The organism is Pseudidiomarina terrestris (assembly GCF_030466375.1).
GTDB classification, from domain to species: Bacteria; Pseudomonadota; Gammaproteobacteria; order Enterobacterales; family Alteromonadaceae; genus Pseudidiomarina; species Pseudidiomarina terrestris.
In genome coordinates this window covers 186,919-210,739 of sequence record NZ_JAGGJE010000004.1, presented here as the reverse complement: position 1 = coordinate 210,739, position 23,821 = coordinate 186,919, and the positions used below count along the sequence as shown (strand labels likewise).

The following is a 23,821-nucleotide window of genomic DNA, read 5'->3' as shown; positions in this document are numbered from 1 at the left end:
TTAGTGCAGAATATTAGGCACAGCCAGACGGAATGACGGGATAGTAACCTCAAATTTCGAGCCATCAGCAGCTTCCATACCGTAATGTCCTTCCATTGTACCGATCGGTGTAGCGAGCACGGTGCCGCTGGTGTAGCTGAAGGATTCGCCCGGGGCTATGTGAGGCTGCTGACCGACTACGCCGTCACCGGCGACCCGGGTGATTTTGTGATCCGCATCGGTGATGCGCCAGGCACGATTCAGCAGTTGCACCGCTTGGGCGCCATCATTACTGATGGTGATGGTGTAGGCAAAAACATACTGACCATTATCCGGTGCTGATTGGGCAGCAAGATAGTGAGTTTGAACCTCAATACGTATGTCACTCATAAAGCACCTTCGTTTTCGTAATACCAATTGGCGAGCCGACAATAGTCGGCCACGGATAATGTTTCCGGGCGTGTGCCCGGGTCGATTCCCAGCGCCTCAAGTTGTGCATCAGAGAAATGCTGTTTTAAGTTGTTGCGGATGGTCTTACGGCGCTGGTTAAAGGCAACCAGACAAAGTTTCTGCAAGGTTTTAAAGTCGTGCACCGGGTAGGGTGGCTCCGCATACGGAGTTAACCGTACCACTGCCGACTCCACTTTAGGTGGCGGGGTGAAGGCGCCGGCAGGCACCGTCAGCACCGGCTCAACGGCACAGGCTTGTTGCACTGCCACGGTCAGGCGACCATAAGCCTTAGTACCAGGTTGTGCTGCCAGACGCTCGACCACTTCTTTTTGCAGCATGAAATGCATATCGCTAATCGCGTCGATCTGGTCGAGTAAGTGAAAAATAATCGGCGTTGAAATGTTGTACGGCAGGTTGCCGAACACGCGCAGTTTTTGTCCGTCTTGTTGGAACTGACGAAAATCTGTTTTCAGCGCATCACCACGATAGACCGTCAGCTTTTGCTGCAAGAACGGGTGCTGTTCGAGGCGATCAGCAAGGTCACGGTCAAGCTCGACCACGGTCAGGTGATCAATGCGGTCGCAGACCGGCTCAGTAAGTGCTGCAAGGCCAGGGCCGATCTCAAGCAACTGCTCGTCTTTTTGCGGATTAATTGCATCAACGATAGCGTCAATCACAAAGGTGTCGTGCAGAAAGTTTTGTCCAAAGCGCTTACGTGCGCGATGTCCCAAATGCGTTTTTGTCATTCCGTTACCATGGTTAAGGCGGTCTCTAAAGCGTAGCAGGCACTGCCGATGTCAATTGCGCCGGTGCCCGCTTTATCGAGGGCAGTGCCGTGATCCACCGAGGTGCGAACAAAAGGCAGGCCGAGGGTGATATTCACGGCATTGCCGAAGCCCCGGTATTTTAGCACGGGTAACCCTTGATCGTGATACATGGCGATGACAGCATCGGCGTTGGCTAAATAATGGGGTTGAAATACGGTGTCAGCCGGCCATGGGCCGCTTACCTCGATACCCTGCGACTGCAAGGCTGCGAGCGCTGGCTCTATGTGTTCGATCTCTTCCCGGCCGAGATGGCCTTGTTCGCCGGCATGCGGGTTAAGGCCACACATCAGTATTTTGGGCGAGCTGCACTGAAAGCGCTGGCGCAATTCTGTTGCTACGATCTTGGTGACACTCTCCACCAGCGGCTGGGTAATAGCTGCCGGAACCTGACTCAAGGGCAGGTGAGTGGTTACCAGGGCAACACGAAGACCTTCAGTGGCCAGCATCATGACCACTTGTTTGGTGTGGCTAAGCTCAGCGAAGAACTCCGTATGACCACTAAAGGCGATGCCAGCATCGTTAATCACCCCTTTGTGAACGGGGCCGGTCATGATGGCATCAAATTCGCCTTGCATGCAGCCTTCGCCAGCATGGCGTAGCAGGCTCAGTACATAGGCACTATTGGCACTATCCAACTGCCCGGCCTGCACGGGTGCGCCAAGTTCATGCTCGGCGACCACCAGAGTTCCGCTGGGCCAGAGTTGCGGGGGCCGTTGAGCGTCATAGTCGACACAGGAAACGACAAGACCGAGCTGTTCAGCCCGGTCTTGTAGGAGTTGTTTGTTACCCAGTACCACCAGTTCACAGGGCCATTGCTTCGCGGCCATCTCTTGCATTAAATACAGTGCAATGTCAGGACCGATGCCGGCCGGCTCGCCGGAACTATAGGCGATACGTTTCAAACTCATTTAATGACCTGTTCAATATACGCCTGGTCACGGATCTCTTGTTGCCAGTTTTCCAGCTCTTCCTGGTATTTACGACGGAACAGTAACTGATACGCGCGGTTTTGTTTACTCCGCTCGGTGGCGTCCTGAACACGGCGGTCGAGAACTTCAACGATGTGCCAGCCAAACTGTGATTTGAAAGGCTCACTAATGACACCGATCTCGGAGCTATCGACGACCTGCTTAAAGGCTGGGTCATAGACATCGGTTTGCGACCAGCCTAATTCACCGCCCTGGCTCGCTGAACCCGGATCAGAGGAATGCTCGCGCGCCATCTCTTCGAAGGTCGCTTCACCGGCGACGATTTGCGCACGAATCTCGGTCAGCTTCTCGCGGGCACGTTTGTCAGAGAGAATCACAGAAGGTTGCAGCAGAATATGCCGGGCATTCACTTCTTCCACTTCAACAGTTTCTAAACCGCGAGTGTCGGCAACTTTCAGAATATGAAAACCAACACCACTTTTAATCGGACCAATCAGGTCGCCTTCGCGCTTACCACGCACGGCTTCTGCGAATAACGTTGGCATCGCATTAATATTCATCCAGCCCAAATCACCACCTTCCAGTGCGCGTGAGCCCGACGATGCGGAAATTGCTGTCTCGGCAAAATCAGCACCGTTACGCAGAACATCTAACAGCTGTTCAGCACGCTCGCGTGCGTCCTGGACTTCGTCACCGCCACTGCCGTCACGTAAACCCACCAAAATGTGGCTCAACCGGTACTCGACTTCCTGGCTGTTGACTTCGTCCAGCATCTCGGACAGATTTTGAATTTCCTGTGGTGAGATATAAACCCGCTCGCGTACGGCGCCGCGCTGAATTTCACCTAGCAGCATTTCTTTGCGCACTGATTCACGGTAGCTCGACCAGGAACTGCCCAGACGCTCAATCTCGTTACGCAGCTCATCAACACTCATGTTGGATTCCTGAGCGATGCCTTGAATGGTTTGTTCAAGTTGCGCATCACTCACCTCAATACCGGCACGACGGGCGATTTGAAGCTGGACTTCCTGCAACACCAGGCGATCGATCGCTTGTACCCGCAGCACTTCATCACCGGGTAGACTGATATCTTGTTCAGCCGCGTTACGCTTGATCTGAGCCAACATGGCTTCGACTTCGCTTTGCAGAATCACACCGTCATTAACGATGACAGCGACCCGGTCGAGCACTTCGTTGGCTTGCACTGAGACTACGCTGCTTGCGATTGCCAGCCATGCAATGCTCACTAACTTCAACATCTTGTTCATGAAAACTACCTAGTTGCTTAAATAAAACGGGTGGCGATAACCAAACAGGCTCTGCTCAATAAGTTCCAGCAGATTACCATTGTCAGAGCCAAGCCCCTTAATTATGAATTGTATACTGACCCCATTATCGAACTCTGGTTCACCTGCCATGGGATCAAATTGTTGTAATTCGAGATTGCGATTGATGCGACGATAGGCACTCACGCGTACGGCCCAACAACAGTCGTTGTACTGTAACGCAAGAAGCGCGTCGTTGGTACGCTTCTGCTGCAAATCGTAGTACCAATTTGTGGCCAGTTGCCACTTGCTATTCACTTGATAGACCGTCTGTAAACCTAATTGTTCGATATCATCGTTAAGAATGTTGGTCACCTGCCGGTGACTCAGCTGCACGAGGTTACTCTCATTGACGCGATACTCAACCGCAGTTTGACTCTTACGGGTGTTTTCCTGCTCAAGATCGTACTGCACAGCACCGTTGATAAACCAACGCTGGCCAAGGCGAAAACGGGTTTCAAAAGCCACATCAGAACGGTCATCGGAAACCTGGCTGGCTTCATCGAACAGATTGACCTCGCTGTCATCAAAATAATAAATCTGTCCTACACTAAAACGCATCAACTCGCGGGCGCTGTCGTTGTAGACACTGGTCGAGGCGCCGATAGTGACCTGGTTGGCATCGGCGATTCGGTCAAGTCCGGAAAAACGGCGCGCACGAAACAAACCGCGGTAGTCATCCTGCATTAAGGTCGAATCATAGATACCGATATCAGACTGATCCCGGTAGGGCACATACAGATACTGAATCTGGGGTTGCAGGGTTTGGCGGTAATTCGTGTTGTCCCAGTTGAACTCGCGTTCGAGATTCAGACGTCCGCGCATCCGGAACTGCGGTAAACCGCGCGAGGGGTTTTCGCTCAGGCCACTGTCGCTGGCCGTCTGGTCATAGTATGTGTAGCTATAACGTAACTCTGTCAGCCAGTCATAAGCAGGCTTCTCAAGCGCCAGGCTGACCTGTGGTTCAACATGCAGACGCGAGGCATAATCGCGACTGTCTTCCTGATTCTGAAAGTGGGTGAGCTCGGAGAACACGCCATAAGACAGCATCCGCGGTCCCTGCCAGTGCGCCTGCGTCACAATTTGCGGCATCGTACGGTACGGCGAGCGGTAGTTACCGAGTAGCTCAAAATCTTCCGCCCGGAGCATGACCTCGACGTTGTCACTCAGATAATCGATACGGGCGTGCCGATAAAGCTGCGCATCGGCTCGCCCAGCAAAGTCGCTACCAAAATCATTTAAGTAATCGTCATCGCTGATATCAAGAGCATTGATGTACGAACGCCAGTTCTGATTCCAGTTCTGGGCGTGCTCAACCCGCCACAGATAACGTGACTCCTCGGTCTCAAGACTATTATCGTCGTTGAGATAAGCCAGGTTTAACTGACCATAGCCGTCGTCGGTAAGCACACGGTACTCGGCTTGCATTTGCAGCCCGCGTTCAGCCATGTAGCGCGGCGTGATCGTGGCGTCCTGATTAGGAGCGATGTTGATGTAATAAGGAATTTCAAACTCAAAGCCGTTTTTCTGTGACGAGCGGATAGTCGGGAACAAAAATCCGGTTTTGCGTTCGTCATTAATCGGAAAGTTAAGGTAGGGAACATACAGCACCGGAACACCAAAAAGCTCAAACTTAGCGTGCCATGCTTCACCCCAGGCTTCATCTTCGCTAATACTGATTTCTTCAGCACTAAGCTGCCAGGCCGGGTTATCTGTCGGACAGGTGGTAAAGGTTGAGCCGGTCAGCAAAACTTGTTCCTGAGCAATGGCTAGAAGCTCAGCGGTACCGTGTGCACCGTTATCAATCAGCTGATATTGAGCACCCGACAGGTAGGCACGGTTTTCACCGGAGTTGAGACGGAAATTTTCACTTGCCACCTGGACGTAACCATCAGTAAATTGAGTCGCACCACTGGCATTGATATTGCCCGTCGCTTGATTCACAGTAGCCTGCTCAGTCAATAAGAATTGATTATTAAATTGCACCTCAACATTGCCGGTAAACGAGGCGATAGAAGTTTCTGAGTCAATGTCGGCTTGATTTGCTCGGACGCCAATAGCATCAGTGCTAAGGTTACGGATAGGTTTGAGTTCATCCAGCTGGAATAACGGTGCGCGGACGGGACATTGGGCAAGGAACTCTGCGTTGTCCTGCGCCTGTGCTGAGACGACTGTGGTGCCGCATAAATATAGGCCAATGCCCCAGCCGGCTCCGCGAATAAATGAATGCATGTTAGTGATGACTCAACTTTGTCCTTAACAATGTGGAAGGTATGATAAAGCAAATTTACTTTGCCTGCCATTTGTGAGCGAGGAATAAGCGTGGAAAATAAACGAGAAGTAAAGTTGCAGGCGTGGTGTGAGGCGGTGACCGGGCACCCGCAACAGGATCTGCAACCGGTATTTGGTGATGCCCGTCCCTGGCGTTACTACCGAACTCATGATGGTCTGCGTAGTCTTATTGCAGTTGATACCATGAACACTGAGGCGGTTTTGGAAAACTACCTAGCAGTTGCTGACGCTTACAGTGAACGCAATATAGCCGTTCCCGAACTGGTGGCTGTGCAGCAGCAACATGGTTTTATGCTGATCACAGATCTGGGCTCGAGCTTGTTGCTGAGCCACCTAAGTGAACACTCACTCAGTGACTGGTACGCGAAAGTATTCGCTGATCTTGGCGAGATTATGCGGGTACGTGAAACCCAGTATGGCGCCTTACCGGAATTTAATCGCACACAGTTACAGGCCGAGCTTGATTTGCTGCCAGAATGGTTAGTGAAGGCTCACCTGCAGATCGAGTTTACTGCTGCAGAGCAAGAGGTATGGGAGCGATTTTGCGCAACCCTGGTTGATAATGCCACGGCACAACCGCAGGTGGGTGTGCACCGTAAATTTCATGCGCGGAACGTGCTGGTGCAAGGGGATAAATCTCTGGCTTATACGGGATTTCATGATGCAGTGATTGGGCCAATCACCTATGATGTCGTCAGTTTGCTGCGTGACTGCTATGTGCGCTGGCCAGAAGAGCAGGTGCGCCGGCTGTCAGCAGAATGCTTTGATTATCTGTGTAAAGAGCAGAGTGATTTAGTAAAAGATGTCGATAGCACCACCTGGCAACGTTGGTTCGATTTAATGGGCTTACAGCGCCATGCGTATGCCAGTGGCTTGTTTGCCCGCCGCTATCAACGGGATGGTAATCCAGGGTACGTGCAGGATATTCCAAGAAATTTGGGCTATCTTCACGACGTTGCTGCCATCTACCCGGAGTTCGACGATTTTCGCGATCTTTTAAAAGACCGTATCTTGCCCGCCATGGCGGCACTGGATTAAGTACGAGGAGTAAGCATGTTTTTGGGTAAAGTGCTCGGTGGTTTCTTCGGTTACCTGTTTCTAAAACTTCCCGGTTTGTTTCTGGGGCTCTTGATTGGGCATTGGTTTGATCGCGCTTTGCAGCAATCCATGCGCCCGGGTGGCGCGGTCGATCAGCAGCTATTTACAGATACGCTGTTTGCCGTGTTAGGGCATCTGGCCAAATCGAAGGGCCGCGTTACGGAACAGGACATTGATTATGTGAATGCCCTGATGCATCACCTGAAACTCAGTGATGATGCTCGCAGTCGTGCCCAGGAAGCTTTTCGCGAAGGCAAAGATGCCGGTTATCCGCTGGTCAGCAAAGTCAGCGCCTTCCGTCGCCAAGTGGCATGGCGCAAAGACATTCTGCAGTTTTTCATTGAGCAGATCCTGATTGTTGCCTTACATGATGGCAAGCTTGATCAAGCCGAGTACGACGTGCTGCTGCGCATCACTCAGGCGTTGGGTTTCCGCCGCGCTCAGCTTGATCTGTGGTTGCGGATGGCACAGGCTGGCCAGCGTTTTCGGGGCGGTCAGGGCGGTAGCAGTGGTGCTACTGCGGCCAGTCAACTTGATGATGCCTATGCGGTACTGGGTGTGGACCGCAAAGCCAGCTTCGCTGAGGTGAAAAAAGCCTACCGCAAGTTGATGGCAAAGCACCACCCGGACAAGCTGGCAGCGCAAGGTCTGCCAGAGGAAATGCGAGCTTCAGCCCAGCAAAAAGCGCAGGAAATTCAGGCGGCTTATGAACTTATCAAAAGTCAGCAGGGCAGTGAAAGTTAATCGCTGCCCCGCTCAGAGGATGAGTAAAACCAATCTCTTCGGCATGTAAAAGTAAACGGGAAGCGGCGGCATAAGCGGCCGCGCCCGCATAAAACTTGTCCCCCAGAATAGGTGTGCCTAACACCTGCATATGTACCCGGAGCTGGTGCGACCGACCGGTGACAGGAAATAACATCACTTCGCTTATTTCGCCATCAAAGGCCACCACCTGATAGCGGGTCTGGGCCTGACGCCCCTCAATTAAATCGATCATCTGCCGGGGCCGGTTGGGCCAGTCACAGCGCATCGCCAGATCAATCACTCCGGCAGTGGCGGGGAGTTGCCCAGCGACACGAGCGCGATAGTACTTATGCACTTTGCGCTGTTCAAACTGACGCTGTAAATGCGCTTGTGCGGTTTTGTGTAAGGCCAGCACGATGAGACCCGAGGTCGCCATATCCAGGCGGTGAACGACACGGGCCCCCGGTAAAACGCGGGTGACCCTAGCCCAGACCGAGTCGCGGTGTGCCGGATCTTTACCAGGTACACTCAACAAACCGGAAGGCTTATTCACCACCACAATGGCCTCATCACGGTAGACAATATCCAGATAAGGCTCGGTGGGTGGCGCGTAGTGCAGCAAGGTCATGCTGGCGAATTCACAACGATACGGACACTGTCGAGCTGCAGCATAGGCTGACGCAGAGCCGCGGTAAGCTGTTGCTGACGTGAGTTCAGCGCGTCCACTTCGCTCTGCCGCACCGCCGGGTTGCGTTGCTGCAATTGTTGCAGTCGTTGCTGGGCCGCAGCCATACGTTGTTCAAGGCGTTCCGCGGCTTGGGCAACGAGCGCCTGCTGTTGCGTTTCGGCCGGCTGCCAGGCGCTTTGAATATGTTGCTGAATGGTCTGCCGTAACTGTTGCAACAACGCGCGGGACTGTTTTTTATCAATAAACTGCAATTGTTTATCAAATGCGTTGGCTTGCACGCGCGAGGTCAAGTCCCGACCTTGACTGTCCAGCAGCACCCGGATGGCCTGCTGCGGGTAAAATTCCTGCGCGACCAGATGGGCCGGTGCCGTCAGCTGACTGCTAAAGGTCAGCTCAACAAACCAGCTGCCCGCCGGCAGGGCGCGATTCTGGATCAGAGCAACACAAGTGCTCCCAAAACTATCGGTGCTGAGTAATTCCAGTGCGTGTTGCACCTGCGGATGGTCCCAGCTCAGGAACTCCACCTGTTCGTTGGCCAGCGCATAGTCACGGGAAAAGGTGACCGTCAGGCCCTCATCGGGCAAACCCGGGAGCTGAACCCGCATATGTTCGGTGGGGCGCAACCAGCCACTGTCGGCATTCAGCTCATCGTAATCGAGGCCAAACCGTGCCCAGAAGTTGTGCATGAAATCACGTAGCTGCTGCGGACGCTCATCACTGGTAATTGCGTCGAGTATCGCCTGCGCCTGATGCGGCCGATAAGCGTTCAGTTCCTGCAGGCGGTCACGGCCCTGGCGGATTTGCTCACGCAATTGCCCGGCGCGCTCGGCTGTGGCTTCCAGCAGTCCTTCGAAGCCCAGCTCGTCATGATAATCACCGCTTAAATAGGGCTGCAGTTGCTCACTGAATTCATTATAAAGCATGGCACCAACCGCGTTTGGTGCGGCAAACGCCTGCATTTGCTGATACCACTGGAACAGGTAAGCATCGCGGCTGTCGGTAACATAAGGCACATGAATCTGTACGTCCTGATTCTGGCCAAGGCGGTCCAGTCGTCCGATGCGCTGCTCGAGAAGATCCGGGTGCTCCGGCAGATCAAACAAGACCAGGTGATGGGCAAACTGGAAGTTGCGACCTTCGCTGCCAATTTCGGAACACAGCAGTACCGGGCAGCCATCTTCTGGACTGGCAAAGAATTCAGCTGCGCGATCACGCTCGAGCAGGCTCATGCCCTCATGGAATACGGCGGCATGGACGCCGTGTTGCACCCGCAGGTAATCGTACAGTTCCTGCACGGTCAGAGCTGAGCGACAAATCAGAATAAACTTTTCCGGCTTGTGCTGGCGCAGCAGGTTATGCAGCCAGTTGGCTTTGCTGGTGAATTCATCGTTGTCGGCTTCTAATGGCGCAGGCTGACACTGGCGCTCAGGGAAGCCGCCGACGTGCGCGCGGCTGTTACGGAACATCAGCCGCCCGGTGCCGTAGTGATCAAGCACACGGTCAAGCAACTTATCGGCTTCCACTCGCGCCAGCACCTCGGCTAAAGGACTCAACTGCTGGTAACTTTCCTGCTCGGCGACAAAGTCGTCAAAGCTGTGGAACCGATCAGGGTCGAGCAGTTGTAAGCGGGCAAAGTGTCCCTCAAGTCCGGCTTGCTCTGGTGTCGCGGTAAGCAGCAACACAGCAGGAATCGCGCCACACAATTGCTGTAACTGAGCAAAATGTGATGTTTGTGGTGCGATGCGGTGCGCTTCATCGACTATCAGTAGATCAAAGTCCGCCGCAGCGAGCTGGGCTTGCCAAGTTTCACTTTGCAGCAGACTCTGAGGTACCACTACCAGTTGTTCAGCGCTGAAGACGTTGTCGTACTCGTGCAGAGTCTGTTCGCAGCGCTCTTCATCAAACAAGCTAAAGGCCAGGGCAAAACGCCGCTTAAGTTCGACCAGCCATTGATGACAAAGGCTGTCCGGTACTATCACCACCACCCGCTGACTCCGTCCGCTGAGTAAGCGTCGCTGCAAAATTAAGCCTGCTTCAATGGTTTTGCCAAGGCCGACTTCATCGGCGAGCAACACCCGCGGCTGAAAACGGTCGGCCACAGTATGGGCAATGTAAAGCTGATGAGGGAGTAACTGTGCCCGGGCGCCAAGCAATCCGGCAACGGAAGATTGTTGCCAATGTTGTAAGTGTTGCTGGGCCTGCTGGCGCAGGCGGTACATGTCAAGTCGATCGGTTTTGCCCGCCAGGATGCGGGTTAATGGATGCTGAGTGGCGACCTGTGCAGCCAGCTGTGTTTCTGGCAGAGTGATCTTTTTATCAGTATCTTCATGCACGCCGTGGTAATGCAGTACTCCAGCTTTAGTCTCGACCTCAGTCACACGGAAGAACCAGCCGTCAGCGTGTTGACCCCGATCGTCAGGTAACAGCCGATAGCGCGCCAGCGGTGCCTGCTGAATGGCATAATGGCGCAGTTCCTCTGTCGCAGGGAACAAAACTGTGAGCATGCGGCCTTCAACTTGCGTCAACAAGCCAAGCCCCTGTTCAAGTTCCGTTTCGCTTAACCAGCGCTGACCTGCAACATAAGTGTGCTCGCTATCTTTTGACATGCAAAAACCTCTACAACTCAACACGTCCGAGGACGTTCTACCAAAGGGCGCACATGGTAGCGAAATTTTTTTCAATGTTCACACCATTTTCATGAAAACTGCGCTAGTCTTAAAAGTGCATGGCAAGCCAAAATTATAAATAATCTTCATAGCTGCTTGAGGTCACGCATGACTGAAACAATGCCCAAATACTACCTGCTCGACACCAATATCTTACTCCACGAACCGCTCGCCTTTTTAAACTTTGAAGAACATAACGTTATTATTCCGATGGTTGTGCTCGAAGAGCTCGACAACATTAAAGATCGCCATAAAGATGTCAGCCGCGAGGCCCGGGTCGCAATTCGCTCGTTAGAGGATGCCCTGAAGGACGCCAGTCCTGAGGAAATCATCGAAGGAGTACCACTTAACCGTATACAAGGAGCGCATCGCGCCGAAGGTACACTGGCCATTTTCCCTGATTATCAGTTAAAGCAAACCGAGTCGGTACTGAACCTCTCAGAAAATGATCACCGCATTATTCAGGCCGCACTTGAGCTGCAGAAGACCAAGAGCAACGCCAAAATTGTCTTAGTCACCAAAGACATCAATATGCGGTTAAAGGCGAAAGGCGCTGGAGTGAAGTTTGTTGAGGACTACCGCACGGACCAGTTGATCGACGATATCCGCTTCTTATCGAAAGGCTTTGTTGAGCTCGAAGGTGATTTCTGGCAAAGCGTTGGCGAAGTCACCAGCGTACAGGAAGGTCGGGAAACCTTCCACGAACTGAACCGGGACATTTTACCGACCGTCTTTCGCAACCAGTACCTGATCGATGAAACCGAGCATTTTGCGGCCAAAGTAGTAGGCTACGGTGACGAGCTTGTGCGGCTGCATGATCTGGGCTTCGAGCGGATGATGAGTTATCACGCCTGGGGAATTCATCCGAAAAATATTTATCAGGCAATGGCCATGAATGCTCTGCTTGATCCGACCATTGATCTGGTGATTCTGACCGGTCCGGCAGGCAGTGGTAAAACCCTGCTGGCGCTGGCCTCGGCCCTGGAGCTGGTTATTGAACAAGGTATTTATGAAAAGATCATCGTGACCCGCAATACACCGGAAATTGCTGAGTCTATCGGTTACCTGCCTGGCACTGAAGAAGAAAAAATGGCGCCCTGGCTGGCGGCAATTACCGATTCGCTGGAAGTGTTGCACAAAAACGATGAAAGCATGGAGTCGAGCCTGAATTACATCATGAATAAGGCCAATATCCAGTTTAAGTCGTTGAACTTTATGCGCGGACGAAGCATTCAAAATGCCATCGTATTATTAGATGAGTCGCAGAACCTTACCGCGTCGCAGCTAAAAACCATTATTACCCGCTGTGGTACCGGTACTAAAATCATTTGCTCCGGTAACCTGGCGCAAATTGACAGCTATTATCTGACCGCAGTGACTTCAGGTTTAACCTATATTGTGGAGCGTTTTAAAGATTACCCCGGCAGTGCGACGGTGAATTTAAATGGTGTGGTGCGCAGCAGTCTGGCGCAATACGCCGAAGAAAATTTATAGGCAATGCAGCTGCTGCATCAGCTTAACTGACTAATGTAGTCTTCGAGGATGAGCTGCGCAGCAGCACTGTCGATTTTATCTTTGCTGAGCTGACGAAAGCCGCCGCGCTCAAACAACTCTTCTTTTGCGGCGACAGTGGTTAAGCGTTCGTCCTGCAGGTGCACGGGTAAACCAAACCGGCCGTGTAAGCGGTTGGCAAATTTACGCGCCAGCTCGGTTACTGGCTGTTCGGTACCATCCATATTCAGAGGCAAACCTACCACCAGACACTGGGGCTGCCACTCGTTAATCAGCACCTGCACTTTGTGCCAGTCCGGCTGGCCGTCTTTTGCTTTTAACGCGGCCAGCGGCGAAGCGGTTCCTGTTATGGTCTGACCCACGGCAACGCCAATATTGTGTGTACCAAAATCAAAGCCCAGCAGCTGACTCATGCGTGGCCGGCTCCGGGCCCTAATTGCCAGGCGTGAAAGCCTAGTGTTTCCGTGGCTTTTTGCCAACGCTCGGTGATAGGCGTGTTAAACAGGATTTCCGGATCAGCGGGAATCGTCAGCCAGCTGTTGTCCGCCAGTTCCTGTTCCAGTTGGCCCGCTTCCCAGCCGGCATACCCCAGAGTCAGCAGAAACTTCTCTGGCGCATCGCCGCGGCCCATAGCCTCAAGAATGTCTTTGGAAGTGGTAATCATGACGTCGTCACTTAATCGTGCCGAACTACGCCACTCTTCTTCCGGCGAGTGCAGCACAAAGCCGCGGTCACGTGCCAAAGGACCGCCGGCAAAAACTTGCTTATCGAACATCAGCGACTGCTCAGGCACTACAATCTCAAGTTGCTCAAGCAGGTTGGCGACATTAAGTTCTACGGGCTGGTTAATGATAAGACCCATCGCCCCTTCCGCATTGTGCTCGCAGATGTAAGTGACCGAGCGATGGAAAAAGGGGTCGTCCATGCCCGGCATCGCAATTAAAAAATGATTCTGTAAATTCGTGAGTGCTTCCATAATGACCTTATCTGCTTTTTGCTTCGCGGCGTGCCTCAATGGCTTCATAAAGTTTGCCTGCGATATTGATATCATATGCGGCTTCGATCTCGCGCATACAAGTTGGACTCGTGACATTAATTTCGGTGATGCGATCGCCAATCACGTCAAGTCCAACCAGCAACAGGCCGCGACGTTTCAGTTCAGGCCCCACTTCACGCGCTAACTCCCAGTCGCTATCACTCAATGGCTGTGGTCGGCCGCTGCCTCCTGCTGCCAGGTTACCGCGGGTTTCACCGGCCGAAGGTACCCGTGCCAGTGAGTAGGGCATAGGCTCGCCATCAATAATCAGAATACGCTTATCGCCGTCTTTTATTTCGGGCATATAGCGTTGGATCATGGCAAATCGCTGACCGTGAGCGGTCAGTGTTTCGATGATGACGCCCAGGTTATTGCCATCTTCGCCGACCCGGAAAATGGAAGCGCCACCCATGCCATCCAGAGGCTTTAAAATAATGTCCTGATGCTCTTTATGAAACGCACGGACCTCGTCCGCGCGACGGGTGACAATGGTCGGCGGCGTTAAATGAGAGAACCAGGCCGTGAACAGTTTCTCATTACAGTCGCGCAAACTGCGCGGTTTATTCACTACCAGTGCACCGGCTTCCTCTGCTAGTTCGAGCAAATAGGTGGTGTATAAAAATTCCGTATCAAAGGGCGGGTCCTTGCGCATCATGATCACGTCAAAATCGGCCAGCGGCTGATTCACGCTTTCACCTAACTTATAAAAGTCACGCTCCTGATCAACAACATCGACACGGCGGGCATGCGCCATGGGTTTGCCGGCAATCAATGAGAGATCGCTCATCTCCAGGTAATAGCATTCGTAGCCACGCTCCTGCGCTTCAAGCAGCAACCGGAAGCTGGTGTCCTTGTAGGTCTTAACGGTGGCAATGGGGTCCATAATCATTGCTAACTTCATAAGGTTACTCCTGAATAATGGGCGTGGCTAAATCGCCAAATTGATATTGCATGACACTGAGTGCCGTTAAGGCTGCGGTTTCTGTGCGCAGCACTCTGGGGCCAAGTTGTACGGGCTGAAAATCAGCATTTTTCGAAGCGGCAATTTCGGTATCGGTCAGGCCGCCTTCCGGGCCAATGAGCAGTTGCACGTGCTCGCTGGTCAGCTGCTGCTCGCGCAAGGGTTTACGGGCGGTCGGGTCGAGGGTCAGCCGTAACGCCGGCGGCAGCTTTGCCAGCCAGTCATTGAGGGCCACCGGTGAATGAACTTGTGGTACGACACTGCGACCACTTTGCTCGCAGGCAGCGACGACAATCTTCTGCCATTGTTGCACTTTTTTCTGCAGTCGGTCACCGCTTAACTTCACCCCGCAGCGCTCGGTAAAGACAGGCGTGATGCTGTGCACGCCCAGTTCCACCGACTTTTGCAGCACGAAGTCCATACGATCGCCGCGGGAAATGCCCTGGCCCAGATGAATCTTCACGGGGGACTCAGTGGCGTTGACCACCATGTCTGTGATCTCAACCCGCACATTTTTCTTTGAGGCGCTGACAATCACCGCCCGGTAATCCATGCCATCGCCGGTGAAAAGGACCAGCGGCTGGCCGTCCTGCATACGCAACACCCGGCCGACGTGATTCGCCGCCTCGTCGCAAAGATCGAGTTGTTGGCCCACGCTGAGCGCAGGTTGCGTACTATTTTCAAGCGTATTCGCCGGCAAAGGGTGATAAATTCGCGGTACTCGCATAACATGATCCTAAATATGTTTATGCCATCATCTTATCAGAAGGAAACCTTTTATGGCGATACAGCAGCAACTGATTCAGTGGGCAGGCGCGGTAACCCTGGTCGCTGCGGCGAGCTCATCAGCAACGGCGTGGGCGGAAGACGCGCATAGTTATGCCCGCCTTGATGAAGTCAGCACCCCTCACTTAGAGTTGAACCTGACCGTCGATTTTGCCGAGCAGCAACTGGAAGGAACCGCGACTTATGATCTGCTGCGTCGCTCCGATGCTACCGCCATCCATCTTGATACGCGTGATCTGACCATCCAAAAAACCGAGCTATGGCAGGATGGTGTCTGGCAGGAAACGCCCTTCGCTTTAGGCGAACCCCATCAAACGCTGGGGCAAGAACTGACGGTGACCATCGGTGAAGATGCCGATAAGCTGCGCATCCATTATAAAACAGCGCCAACGGCGAGTGGTCTGCAGTGGCTAACACCGGCGCAAACCGCGGGTAAAGAACATCCGTTTATGTTCAGCCAGTCACAGCCGATCCATGCGCGCAGCTGGATTCCAATTCAGGATACGCCTGCACTGCGCCTGACCTACAATGCGCAGGTCTACACGCCCGCCGGCTTGTTAGCGGTGATGAGTGCAGATAACAGCTTGAGTGACGACCGTGATGGGAACTACAGCTTCACCATGCCGCAGCCGATCCCGCCTTATCTGATTGCAATTGCTGTGGGCGATCTGGAAATTAAATCCATCAGCGATAACGTTGCTGTGTTTGCTGAGTCTTACATTATTGATGACGCCGCCTGGGAGTGGGCGGATACCCCGGCGATGATTACCGCTACCGAAAAAATGTATGGCCCTTACCGCTGGGATCGGTACGACTTGCTGGTACTGCCGCCCAGCTTTCCGTTCGGCGGTATGGAAAACCCACGGCTGTCGTTTATCACCCCGACCGTGGTTTCCGGTGATCGCTCCCTGATTAACTTAATTGCTCATGAGCTGGCGCATTCCTGGTCAGGCAATCTGGTGACCAATGCCAGCTGGCGCGACTTATGGCTCAATGAAGGCTTCACCAGCTATGTTGAAAACCGCATCATGGAAGCTTTGTTTGGTGAGCGCCGGGCCCAGATGGAGCTGGCGCTGGGGTATCAGGATCTGTTAGCTGATATGGAACGGCTGCCAGCGGCCGATACCGTTTTAAATATCGATCTGGGGACCCGCCATCCTGACGACGTCTTTTCCAACGTTCCCTACGTTAAAGGTCAGTTGTTCCTGGTTTACCTGGAGCACAAATTTGGTCGCGAAGTCTTCGATGCCTTTTTACGTCAATACTTTGCTGATTTCGCCTTTCAAAGTATTTCGACCGCTCAGTTCAAACATTACCTGGCCAAGAACCTGCTGGCCAAGCATCCCAATGTGGTTAGCATGGATAAAGTGAACGAATGGATCCATGAGCCCGGCCTGCCTGCGGATGCACCAAAACCCGAGTCCGATGCTTTTGCCCAGGTCGAGCGACAAATGCAGCGTTGGTTAAAAGGTGGGCAGCTGCAAACCGCAGAATGGACCACGCATGAATGGCTACACTTTATCAATAACTTACCGCTGGATATTTCCAGTACCAACATGAAAAGGTTGGATAACGACTATCATTTAACCGCCAGCAGCAATGCCGAAATTGCGCATGCCTGGTTGAAGCTGGCGATTACTAAAAAATATGAACCAGCGCGTGATCGTTTACGTAACTACCTGCTCAACATTGGTCGCAACAAGCTGGTCAGCCCGCTTTATCGGGAACTGGCGAAAACACCGGAAAACCTGAAATGGGCACGCGAAGTCTATGAACAGGCGAAATCTGGCTACCATCCGTTGACACAAACCGTCAACGAAGCGTTGTTGTACCCGGAACATTAAGCGAAAAAGGAGTGAATAATGCCACGAGCTATTGGTTATGCAGCGCATGCTGCGGACAAAGAGCTGGAGTATTTTGAATTTGACCGGCGCGAGCCCACCGAGCTTGATGTAGAGATTGAGATTGCTTACTGCGGTGTTTGCCACTCGGATTTACATCAGGTACGCGATGAGTGGGGTGGCAACACCGTGTTCCCTTGCGTCCCAGGTCACGAAATTGTGGGTAAAGTGACCCGTGTTGGCAGCAAAGTCAGCAAGTATAAAGTTGGCGATAACGTCGGTGTTGGCTGTATGGTGGACTCTTGTGGCCACTGCCATAGCTGTGATGATGGTCACGAACAGTACTGTGAGAACGGTTTCGTCGCGACTTACAACGGCGAAGACAAGCACTCGGGAGGCGTCACCTATGGTGGCTACTCAAATCGCATTACAGTCACTGAAGACTTTGTCTTGCGGGTTGCTGATGATGCTGATCTGGCTGGCGTGGCACCGCTGCTATGCGCCGGTATCACCACCTACTCACCACTACGCCACTGGGGTGTGAGCAAAGGTCACAAAGTGGGCGTTGTCGGCCTAGGTGGACTGGGTCATATGGCGGTAAAACTTGCCAAAGCCATGGGAGCAGAAGTGGTCTTGTTCACCACCTCGCCCGGCAAAGTTGAAGATGGTAAACGTCTGGGTGCCGACCATGTGGTGATCTCGAAAGACGAAGAAGCTATGGGAGAGTGGGTGAACTCGCTCGACTTTATTCTGAATACCGTTGCAGCTCCGCATAACCTGGATGAGTACCTGGCGTTACTACGGTTAGACGGCACCATGTGTCTGGTCGGCGTCCCGGCTGAATCGCATCCGTCGCCGTCGGTCTTCAACCTGATCGCCAAACGCCGTTCACTGGCAGGGTCTTTGATTGGCGGTATTGCCGAAACGCAGGAAATGCTCGATTTCTGCGCTGAGCACAACATCACCTCGGATATTGAACTGATTGCGATGAATGATATCAATAAAGCATATGAGCGGATGTTGCGTAGCGATGTGAAATACCGCTTTGTAATTGATATGGCGACGTTAAAACAGCGATAAAGACTTTTAGACGTCTAAATGTAGAAAACTGGGCGTGGTTTCGCTAAACTACGCCCAATTTTTTAAGTCCGGATAAAAGTAGAGACACCTAAACTATGACGAAGCACCTTTTTACTTCTGAATCTGTTTCAGAAGGACATCCTGATAAAATTGCAGACCAGATTTCAGATGCGGTTCTTGATGCTATTCTGACGCAAGATCCCCGTGCCCGAGTGGCCTGCGAAACTTACGTAAAAACCGGCATGGTATTGGTTGGCGGTGAAGTCTCCACCAAGGCCTGGGTGGATATTGAAGAATTGACCCGTAATACCGTGCGCGACATTGGCTATGTTCATTCAGATATGGGCTTTGATGCTGACTCTTGCGCAGTCTTAAATGCCATCGGTAAGCAGTCGCCGGATATTAATCAGGGCGTTGACCGGACCTCGTTGGAAGAGCAGGGCGCCGGTGACCAGGGGCTGATGTTTGGCTATGCCTCAAATGAAACTGACGTATTAATGCCAGCGCCGATTACCTATGCCCATCGATTGATGCAACGGCAAGCGGAAGTCCGTAAAAACGGAACTTTGCCCTGGTTACGGCCTGACGCCAAAAGCCAGCTGACCTTTATCTATGAAGACGGCAAGCCCGTTGCCATTGATACAGTGGTGCTGTCTACGCAGCACGCCGAGGGTATTACTCAGGCAGAGCTGCGGGAAGCGGTGATTGAAACCATTATCAAACCGGTGTTGCCGGGCCAATGGTTCCCAGCGAATCAAGAGCGCATTTTCATTAATCCGACCGGTAAATTTGTGATCGGTGGGCCTATGGGTGACTGTGGCCTGACCGGACGCAAGATCATCGTCGATACCTACGGCGGTATGGCGCGCCATGGTGGCGGAGCGTTTTCCGGCAAAGATCCGTCCAAGGTTGACCGCAGTGCCGCCTATGCGGCGCGTTATGTCGCGAAAAACCTGGTTGCTGCTGGCCTGGCTGACCGCTGTGAGCTGCAAATTTCGTATGCGATTGGCGTTGCCGAGCCGACTTCAATCAGTATCGAAACCTTTGGTACCAGCTCGTATTCTGAGGAGCGCCTGATTGCTCTGGTCCGCAAGCACTTTGATTTACGTCCTTATGGCTTAATTAAGATGCTAAACCTTGAGCAACCTATGTATCTTGCGACAGCAGCCTACGGCCACTTTGGCCGGGAAGAGTTTCCGTGGGAGAAAACAGACAAAGCCGAAGCCCTTCGCGCTGACATCTGATTTGCTTAGAAGCCCCGAATTGTGGAGAATACGCGCACCAAGTGAGCATTTTCTCAAGCAGCAATTCGGGGTTATTTGTTATGACGACAGCAGTTTCTGAGCGTAAGCATCTCGCCAACGCTATTCGTGCGTTAAGCATGGATGCCGTACAGCAAGCCAACTCGGGCCACCCGGGCGCACCTATGGGCATGGCGGATATTGCCGAAGTCCTGTGGCGTGACTACCTGAAACACAATCCTGAAAACCCTGATTGGGCCGACCGTGACCGTTTTGTCCTGTCCAACGGACACGGTTCGATGCTGATTTATTCATTGCTGCACCTGACCGGTTATGAACTGCCCATCGACGAGTTGAAAAATTTTCGTCAGTTGCATTCAAAGACTCCGGGTCACCCGGAATATGGTTATACTCCTGGCGTTGAAACGACCACCGGACCTTTGGGTCAGGGGCTGGCCAACGCAGTCGGAATGGCATTAGCAGAGAAAGTGCTGGCGGCGCAGTTTAACCGTGACGAGCACAATATCATTGACCATAACACCTACACTTTCTTAGGTGACGGCTGCTTAATGGAAGGTATTTCCCACGAAGTTTGCTCGTTAGCCGGCACCTTAGGTCTTGGTAAATTGGTGGCGTTTTATGACGACAACGGCATCTCTATTGATGGTGAAGTTGAAGGCTGGTTCACCGACGATACCGCCAAGCGTTTTGCAGCTTATGGTTGGCATGTTATCGACAGCGTAGATGGTCATGATGCCGAAGCAATTAAAACTGCTGTCGATGCCGCTCACGCGGAGACAGCGCGGCCCACATTAATTATCTGCAAAACGATTATCGGTTTTGGTGCTCCCAACAAGCAGGGCTCGGAAAGTTGCCATGGGGCGCCACTTGGTGATGATGAAATCGCGGCAGCCCGCAAAGAGTTAGGCTGGTCTTATGGACCGTTTGAGATTCCTGATGACGTTTATCAAGCCTGGTCGGCCAAAGAGCGCGGCGCTGAGCAAGAGCAAGCTTGGGAGCAGCGCTTGGCCGCATATGCGCAAGCCTACCCTGAACTAGCAGAGGAACTGAAGCGCCGGTTAGCGGGTGACTTACCTGCGGATTTTGATGCTCATGCGCAAGCTTATATCGAACAGCTGCAAGCTGAGCCAGCCGACATTGCCAGCCGTAAAGCGTCACAAAACGCGCTGAATGCTTATGGCCCGAAGTTACCCGAGTTACTCGGCGGTTCCGCTGACCTTGCCGGCTCAAACCTGACTTTGTGGAACGATGCCAAAGATGTCAATGCCGACGATGCCAGCGGCAACTATGTTTACTACGGTGTTCGTGAATTTGGTATGTCGGCGATTATGAACGGTGTTGCTTTGCATCGTGGGTTGGTGCCTTACGGCGCAACGTTCCTGATGTTTATGGAATATGCCCGCAATGCAGTGCGCATGGCAGCGTTGATGAAACAGCGCAGTATTTTTGTTTACACCCATGACTCAATTGGTCTGGGCGAGGACGGGCCTACCCACCAGCCGGTGGAGCAGTTGGCCAGTTTGCGCACCACACCAAACATGAGCACCTGGCGTCCATGTGACCAGGTTGAGTCTGCAGTCGCCTGGAAAGCTGCACTGCAACGCACTGACGGGCCAACGGCATTGATCTTCAGTCGTCAGGGCCTGGCACAGCAGCAGCGTAGTTCTGAACAGCTCGCGAATATTGCTCGTGGTGGCTATACCTTATTGGATGGTCAGGGCGCGCCTGAGCTGATTTTGATTGCTACCGGTTCGGAAGTTGCACTTAGCGTCGCCGCAGCAAAAACTCTGCAGGCCAAAGGCCACTCAGTGCGCGTGGTGTCGATGCCAGCGACCGACGTATTTGATGCTCAGCCAGCGGATTATCGTGAACAGGTACTGCCAGGTTCAGTCACTAAGCGTATTGCTGTGGAAGCGGGGATTGCTGATTACTGGTACAAGTACGTCGGCCTGCACGGACGTATACTTGGCATGACCAGCTTTGGCGAATCGGCACCGGCTGGTGATCTATTCAAACACTTCGGATTCACGCCTGAGCACCTGGTGGCCATGGCTGAGGAGTTACTAGGGGAATGACGCAACCACGGGCACGGTTAGCACTCAACGGATTTGGTCGAATTGGACGCAGTGTGCTGCGTGCTTTGTATGAACGTGGTTATCGCGAGCACATTGAAATTGTCGCCATTAATGAGCTGGCACCGGTCACTGCCATGGCTCATTTACTTAAGTACGACACCAGTCATGGTCGCTTTGAGCAGGCGGTGACCTGCTCAGGCGAGCACGAGTTGCGCGTCGGAGCCGATGTGATTCGGGTTTCTGCCGAATCGGAAATCAGCAATCTTAGCTGGCAGGACCTGGACGTAGATCTGGTGTTGGATTGTACCGGCGTGCATGGCACCCCTGAAGATGGCGCGCATTATCATGATGTCGGTATCCCACAGGTATTGTTCTCACATCCAGGCTCGCCGGATGTTGATTTCACTGCAATTTATGGCGTCAATACAGACCAGTTAACGGCGGCACATCGGATCGTTTCCAATGGCTCCTGTACCACCAACTGCTCGGTCCCCGTACTGAAGGTATTAGACGATCTGTTTGGCATCGAAAGTGGCGCCATTACCACCATCCACGCTGCTATGCACGATCAGCAGGTGATTGATGCTTACCACAAAGACCCGCGTCTGGCGCGTGCCGCAGGGCGTTCTATTATCCCAGTGGATACTCGCCTGGCACGCGGTATCGAGCGTATCATGCCGCATTTTGCCGGTAAGTTTGAAGCCATTCAGGTGCGTGTGCCCACCACTAATGTGACCGCCATGGACCTCAGTGTCACGGTCCGTGATGAGGTGTCCATCGAGACGGTGAACGAGGCGCTGGCGAAGGCTGCCCGGGGCGCGATGGCGACGATTCTCGGCTACACCGATGAGCCGCTGGTGTCGATTGATTTTAACCATGATCCACGTTCAAGCATTGTCGATGGCACCCAGACCCGGGTCGCAGGTAAACATTTAATTAAAGTGCTGTGCTGGTGTGACAACGAGTGGGGGTTTGCCAATCGCATGCTCGATACCGCCGAAGTTATGCTGCAGCAAGCACGGCAAGATTAATCAGAAGTAGATGAGAGAGGAAACAACGATGTCCGCAGTCATCACAATGGATGATTTAGATTTAGACGGATTGCGCGTTCTGATCCGCGAGGATCTTAATGTTCCGGTCAAAGACGGAAAAGTGAGCTCTGATGCCCGCATCAAGGCCGCATTGCCTACTCTGAAGCAGGCACTTGCAGGTGGCGCCAAAGTCATGGTGATGTCGCATCTTGGCCGGCCGGAAGAGGGCGAGTATAACCCTGAGTTTTCGTTGCAACCTGTGGTTGATTACTTAAAGGATGCGCTGGACGCACCGGTACGGCTTGCTAAAGACTATCTGGACGGGGTCGATGTTGCTGCCGGCGAAGTGGTGGTTTTTGAGAACGTACGCTTTAATCCAGGCGAAAAGAATAACGACGATGCGCTGGCGCAGAAACTCGCAGCACTTTGCGATGTGTTTGTTATGGACGCCTTTGGTACCGCACACCGGGCGCAAGCCTCCACGCATGGCGTGGCGAAGTATGCTGACGTTGCCTGTGCTGGACCGTTACTCGCCGCAGAGCTGGATGCACTGGGCAAAGCCCTGGCTGAGCCGGCACGGCCGTTGGTGGCCATTGTCGGTGGCTCGAAAGTCTCAACCAAGCTGACGGTACTGGAATCTTTATCCGGAGTGGTCGATCAGCTGATTGTTGGTGGTGGCATCGCCAACACCTTTATCGCGGCCGCGGGGCACAACGTTGGTAAATCGCTTTACGAGGCCGATCTTACCGATGAAGCGCAGCGCCTGATTGATGCTGCGCAAGCGAAAGGTGGTGATATTCCACTGCCGACCGATGTGGTCACTGGCAAGGAGTTCAGCGCTGAAGCTCAGGCTGAAACCAAAACTGTCGATGCGATCAGTGACGATGACATGGTATTTGATATTGGTCCTGATACCGCTGAAGCCTTCGCAAACATTCTGCAAAATGCGGGCACTATCGTATGGAATGGTCCAGTCGGTGTGTTTGAATTTGATCAGTTTGGTGCAGGTACCCAACGTTTAGCTGACGCAATAGCAGCAAGCTCAGCATTTTCTATCGCAGGCGGTGGTGACACTCTTGCGGCAATTGATAAGTATGGTATCGCTGATAAAATCAGCTATATCTCGACCGGCGGTGGGGCCTTCTTAGAGTTCTTAGAAGGTAAAAAACTTCCCGCAGTAGCGATTCTGGAAGAACGCGCAGAACATGGCTAAGCCTAGCCGAGCAGAACAGCAAATCA

Annotated in this window: 20 protein-coding genes; 9 read left to right on the top strand and 11 right to left on the bottom strand. The window is 52.9% G+C overall.

Annotated features, from left to right (window positions below; all coding sequences use genetic code 11):
• From apaG to J6J28_RS10435, 5 genes are read right to left on the bottom strand one after another with little or no spacing between them, the layout of a single operon-like run.
• The gene (gene apaG, locus J6J28_RS10455) at nt 1–369 is read right to left on the bottom strand and encodes a Co2+/Mg2+ efflux protein ApaG (protein ID WP_301721582.1); all 369 of its coding nucleotides are present in this window, start codon (nt 367–369) and stop codon (nt 1–3) included.
• Nucleotides 366–1,175 (bottom strand): 16S rRNA (adenine(1518)-N(6)/adenine(1519)-N(6))-dimethyltransferase RsmA, encoded by an 810-nt coding sequence (gene rsmA, locus J6J28_RS10450; RefSeq protein ID WP_301721581.1) that lies wholly within the window; start codon nt 1,173–1,175, stop codon nt 366–368. Before rsmA ends, apaG begins: the two co-directional genes overlap by 4 nt.
• Complete coding sequence (gene pdxA / locus J6J28_RS10445; RefSeq protein ID WP_301721580.1) at nt 1,172–2,164, bottom strand: 4-hydroxythreonine-4-phosphate dehydrogenase PdxA; 993 nt, start codon at nt 2,162–2,164, stop codon at nt 1,172–1,174. The genes rsmA and pdxA overlap by 4 nt, the downstream gene beginning before the upstream one ends.
• Nucleotides 2,161–3,453 (bottom strand): peptidylprolyl isomerase SurA, encoded by a 1,293-nt coding sequence (gene surA, locus J6J28_RS10440; RefSeq protein ID WP_301721579.1) that lies wholly within the window; start codon nt 3,451–3,453, stop codon nt 2,161–2,163. Before surA ends, pdxA begins: the two co-directional genes overlap by 4 nt.
• Before the next feature lie 9 nt (nt 3,454–3,462).
• Nucleotides 3,463–5,742, bottom strand: a complete 2,280-nt coding sequence (locus J6J28_RS10435; protein WP_301721577.1) for an LPS-assembly protein LptD — start codon at nt 5,740–5,742, stop codon at nt 3,463–3,465.
• Nucleotides 5,743–5,832: 90 nt separating this feature from the next.
• Between J6J28_RS10435 and J6J28_RS10430 the strand changes: the two genes are divergently transcribed.
• Together J6J28_RS10430 and djlA are read left to right on the top strand one after the other, a co-directional pair.
• A complete protein-coding gene (locus tag J6J28_RS10430) occupies nt 5,833–6,840 on the top strand; it encodes an aminoglycoside phosphotransferase family protein (protein ID WP_301721576.1) in 1,008 nt (335 codons plus the stop codon).
• A 15-nt stretch (nt 6,841–6,855) separates the two neighbouring features.
• The gene (djlA, locus tag J6J28_RS10425) at nt 6,856–7,644 is read left to right on the top strand and encodes a co-chaperone DjlA (protein WP_301721574.1); all 789 of its coding nucleotides are present in this window, start codon (nt 6,856–6,858) and stop codon (nt 7,642–7,644) included.
• Here djlA and J6J28_RS10420 read toward each other — a convergent pair.
• Both J6J28_RS10420 and J6J28_RS10415 read right to left on the bottom strand, forming a co-directional pair.
• Nucleotides 7,616–8,272 (bottom strand): pseudouridine synthase, encoded by a 657-nt coding sequence (locus tag J6J28_RS10420; RefSeq protein WP_301721573.1) that lies wholly within the window; start codon nt 8,270–8,272, stop codon nt 7,616–7,618. The genes djlA and J6J28_RS10420 overlap by 29 nt on opposite strands.
• Nucleotides 8,269–10,938: an SNF2-related protein gene (locus J6J28_RS10415; RefSeq protein ID WP_301721571.1), complete on the bottom strand. Its 2,670-nt coding sequence runs from the start codon at nt 10,936–10,938 to the stop codon at nt 8,269–8,271. The genes J6J28_RS10420 and J6J28_RS10415 overlap by 4 nt, the downstream gene beginning before the upstream one ends.
• A 168-nt stretch (nt 10,939–11,106) precedes the next feature.
• Here J6J28_RS10415 and J6J28_RS10410 point away from each other — a divergent pair, with 168 nt between their 5' ends.
• Nucleotides 11,107–12,492 carry a PhoH family protein gene (locus J6J28_RS10410; protein ID WP_301721570.1) on the top strand — a complete coding sequence of 462 codons (1,386 nt, stop codon included), beginning with the start codon at nt 11,107–11,109 and terminating at the stop codon, nt 12,490–12,492.
• A gap of 17 nt (nt 12,493–12,509) precedes the next feature.
• On the opposite strand, the gene ruvX is transcribed toward J6J28_RS10410, so the two are convergent.
• The 4 genes from ruvX to J6J28_RS10390 are packed head-to-tail and all read right to left on the bottom strand — an operon-like array spanning nt 12,510 to nt 15,234.
• Nucleotides 12,510–12,923 carry a Holliday junction resolvase RuvX gene (ruvX, locus tag J6J28_RS10405; RefSeq protein ID WP_301721568.1) on the bottom strand — a complete coding sequence of 138 codons (414 nt, stop codon included), beginning with the start codon at nt 12,921–12,923 and terminating at the stop codon, nt 12,510–12,512.
• Complete coding sequence (locus J6J28_RS10400) at nt 12,920–13,486, bottom strand: YqgE/AlgH family protein (RefSeq protein WP_301721637.1); 567 nt, start codon at nt 13,484–13,486, stop codon at nt 12,920–12,922. Before J6J28_RS10400 ends, ruvX begins: the two co-directional genes overlap by 4 nt.
• Nucleotides 13,487–13,493: 7 nt before the next feature.
• Nucleotides 13,494–14,447 carry a glutathione synthase gene (gene gshB / locus J6J28_RS10395; protein ID WP_301721567.1) on the bottom strand — a complete coding sequence of 318 codons (954 nt, stop codon included), beginning with the start codon at nt 14,445–14,447 and terminating at the stop codon, nt 13,494–13,496.
• A gap of 4 nt (nt 14,448–14,451) precedes the next feature.
• Nucleotides 14,452–15,234 carry a 16S rRNA (uracil(1498)-N(3))-methyltransferase gene (locus J6J28_RS10390; RefSeq protein ID WP_301721566.1) on the bottom strand — a complete coding sequence of 261 codons (783 nt, stop codon included), beginning with the start codon at nt 15,232–15,234 and terminating at the stop codon, nt 14,452–14,454.
• 52 nt (nt 15,235–15,286) lie between these two features.
• Between J6J28_RS10390 and J6J28_RS10385 the strand changes: the two genes are divergently transcribed.
• From J6J28_RS10385 to J6J28_RS10360, 6 genes are all read left to right on the top strand, one after another.
• Nucleotides 15,287–17,137: a M1 family metallopeptidase gene (locus tag J6J28_RS10385; RefSeq protein WP_301721564.1), complete on the top strand. Its 1,851-nt coding sequence runs from the start codon at nt 15,287–15,289 to the stop codon at nt 17,135–17,137.
• Between the two features lie 18 nt (nt 17,138–17,155).
• Nucleotides 17,156–18,214, top strand: coding sequence for an NAD(P)-dependent alcohol dehydrogenase (locus tag J6J28_RS10380; RefSeq protein WP_418055178.1), 1,059 nt, complete (start codon nt 17,156–17,158; stop codon nt 18,212–18,214).
• A 95-nt stretch (nt 18,215–18,309) separates the two neighbouring features.
• The gene (gene metK / locus J6J28_RS10375; RefSeq protein WP_301721563.1) at nt 18,310–19,458 is read left to right on the top strand and encodes a methionine adenosyltransferase; all 1,149 of its coding nucleotides are present in this window, start codon (nt 18,310–18,312) and stop codon (nt 19,456–19,458) included.
• Nucleotides 19,459–19,538: 80 nt separating this feature from the next.
• A complete protein-coding gene (gene tkt, locus J6J28_RS10370) occupies nt 19,539–21,551 on the top strand; it encodes a transketolase (RefSeq protein ID WP_301721562.1) in 2,013 nt (670 codons plus the stop codon).
• Entirely contained in the window at nt 21,548–22,582 is a 1,035-nt protein-coding gene (gene epd, locus J6J28_RS10365; protein ID WP_301721560.1) for an erythrose-4-phosphate dehydrogenase, read from the top strand. The genes tkt and epd overlap by 4 nt, the downstream gene beginning before the upstream one ends.
• A gap of 28 nt (nt 22,583–22,610) precedes the next feature.
• Nucleotides 22,611–23,795, top strand: a complete 1,185-nt coding sequence (locus J6J28_RS10360; RefSeq protein ID WP_301721559.1) for a phosphoglycerate kinase — start codon at nt 22,611–22,613, stop codon at nt 23,793–23,795.
• Nucleotides 23,796–23,821: the final 26 nt, after the last annotated feature.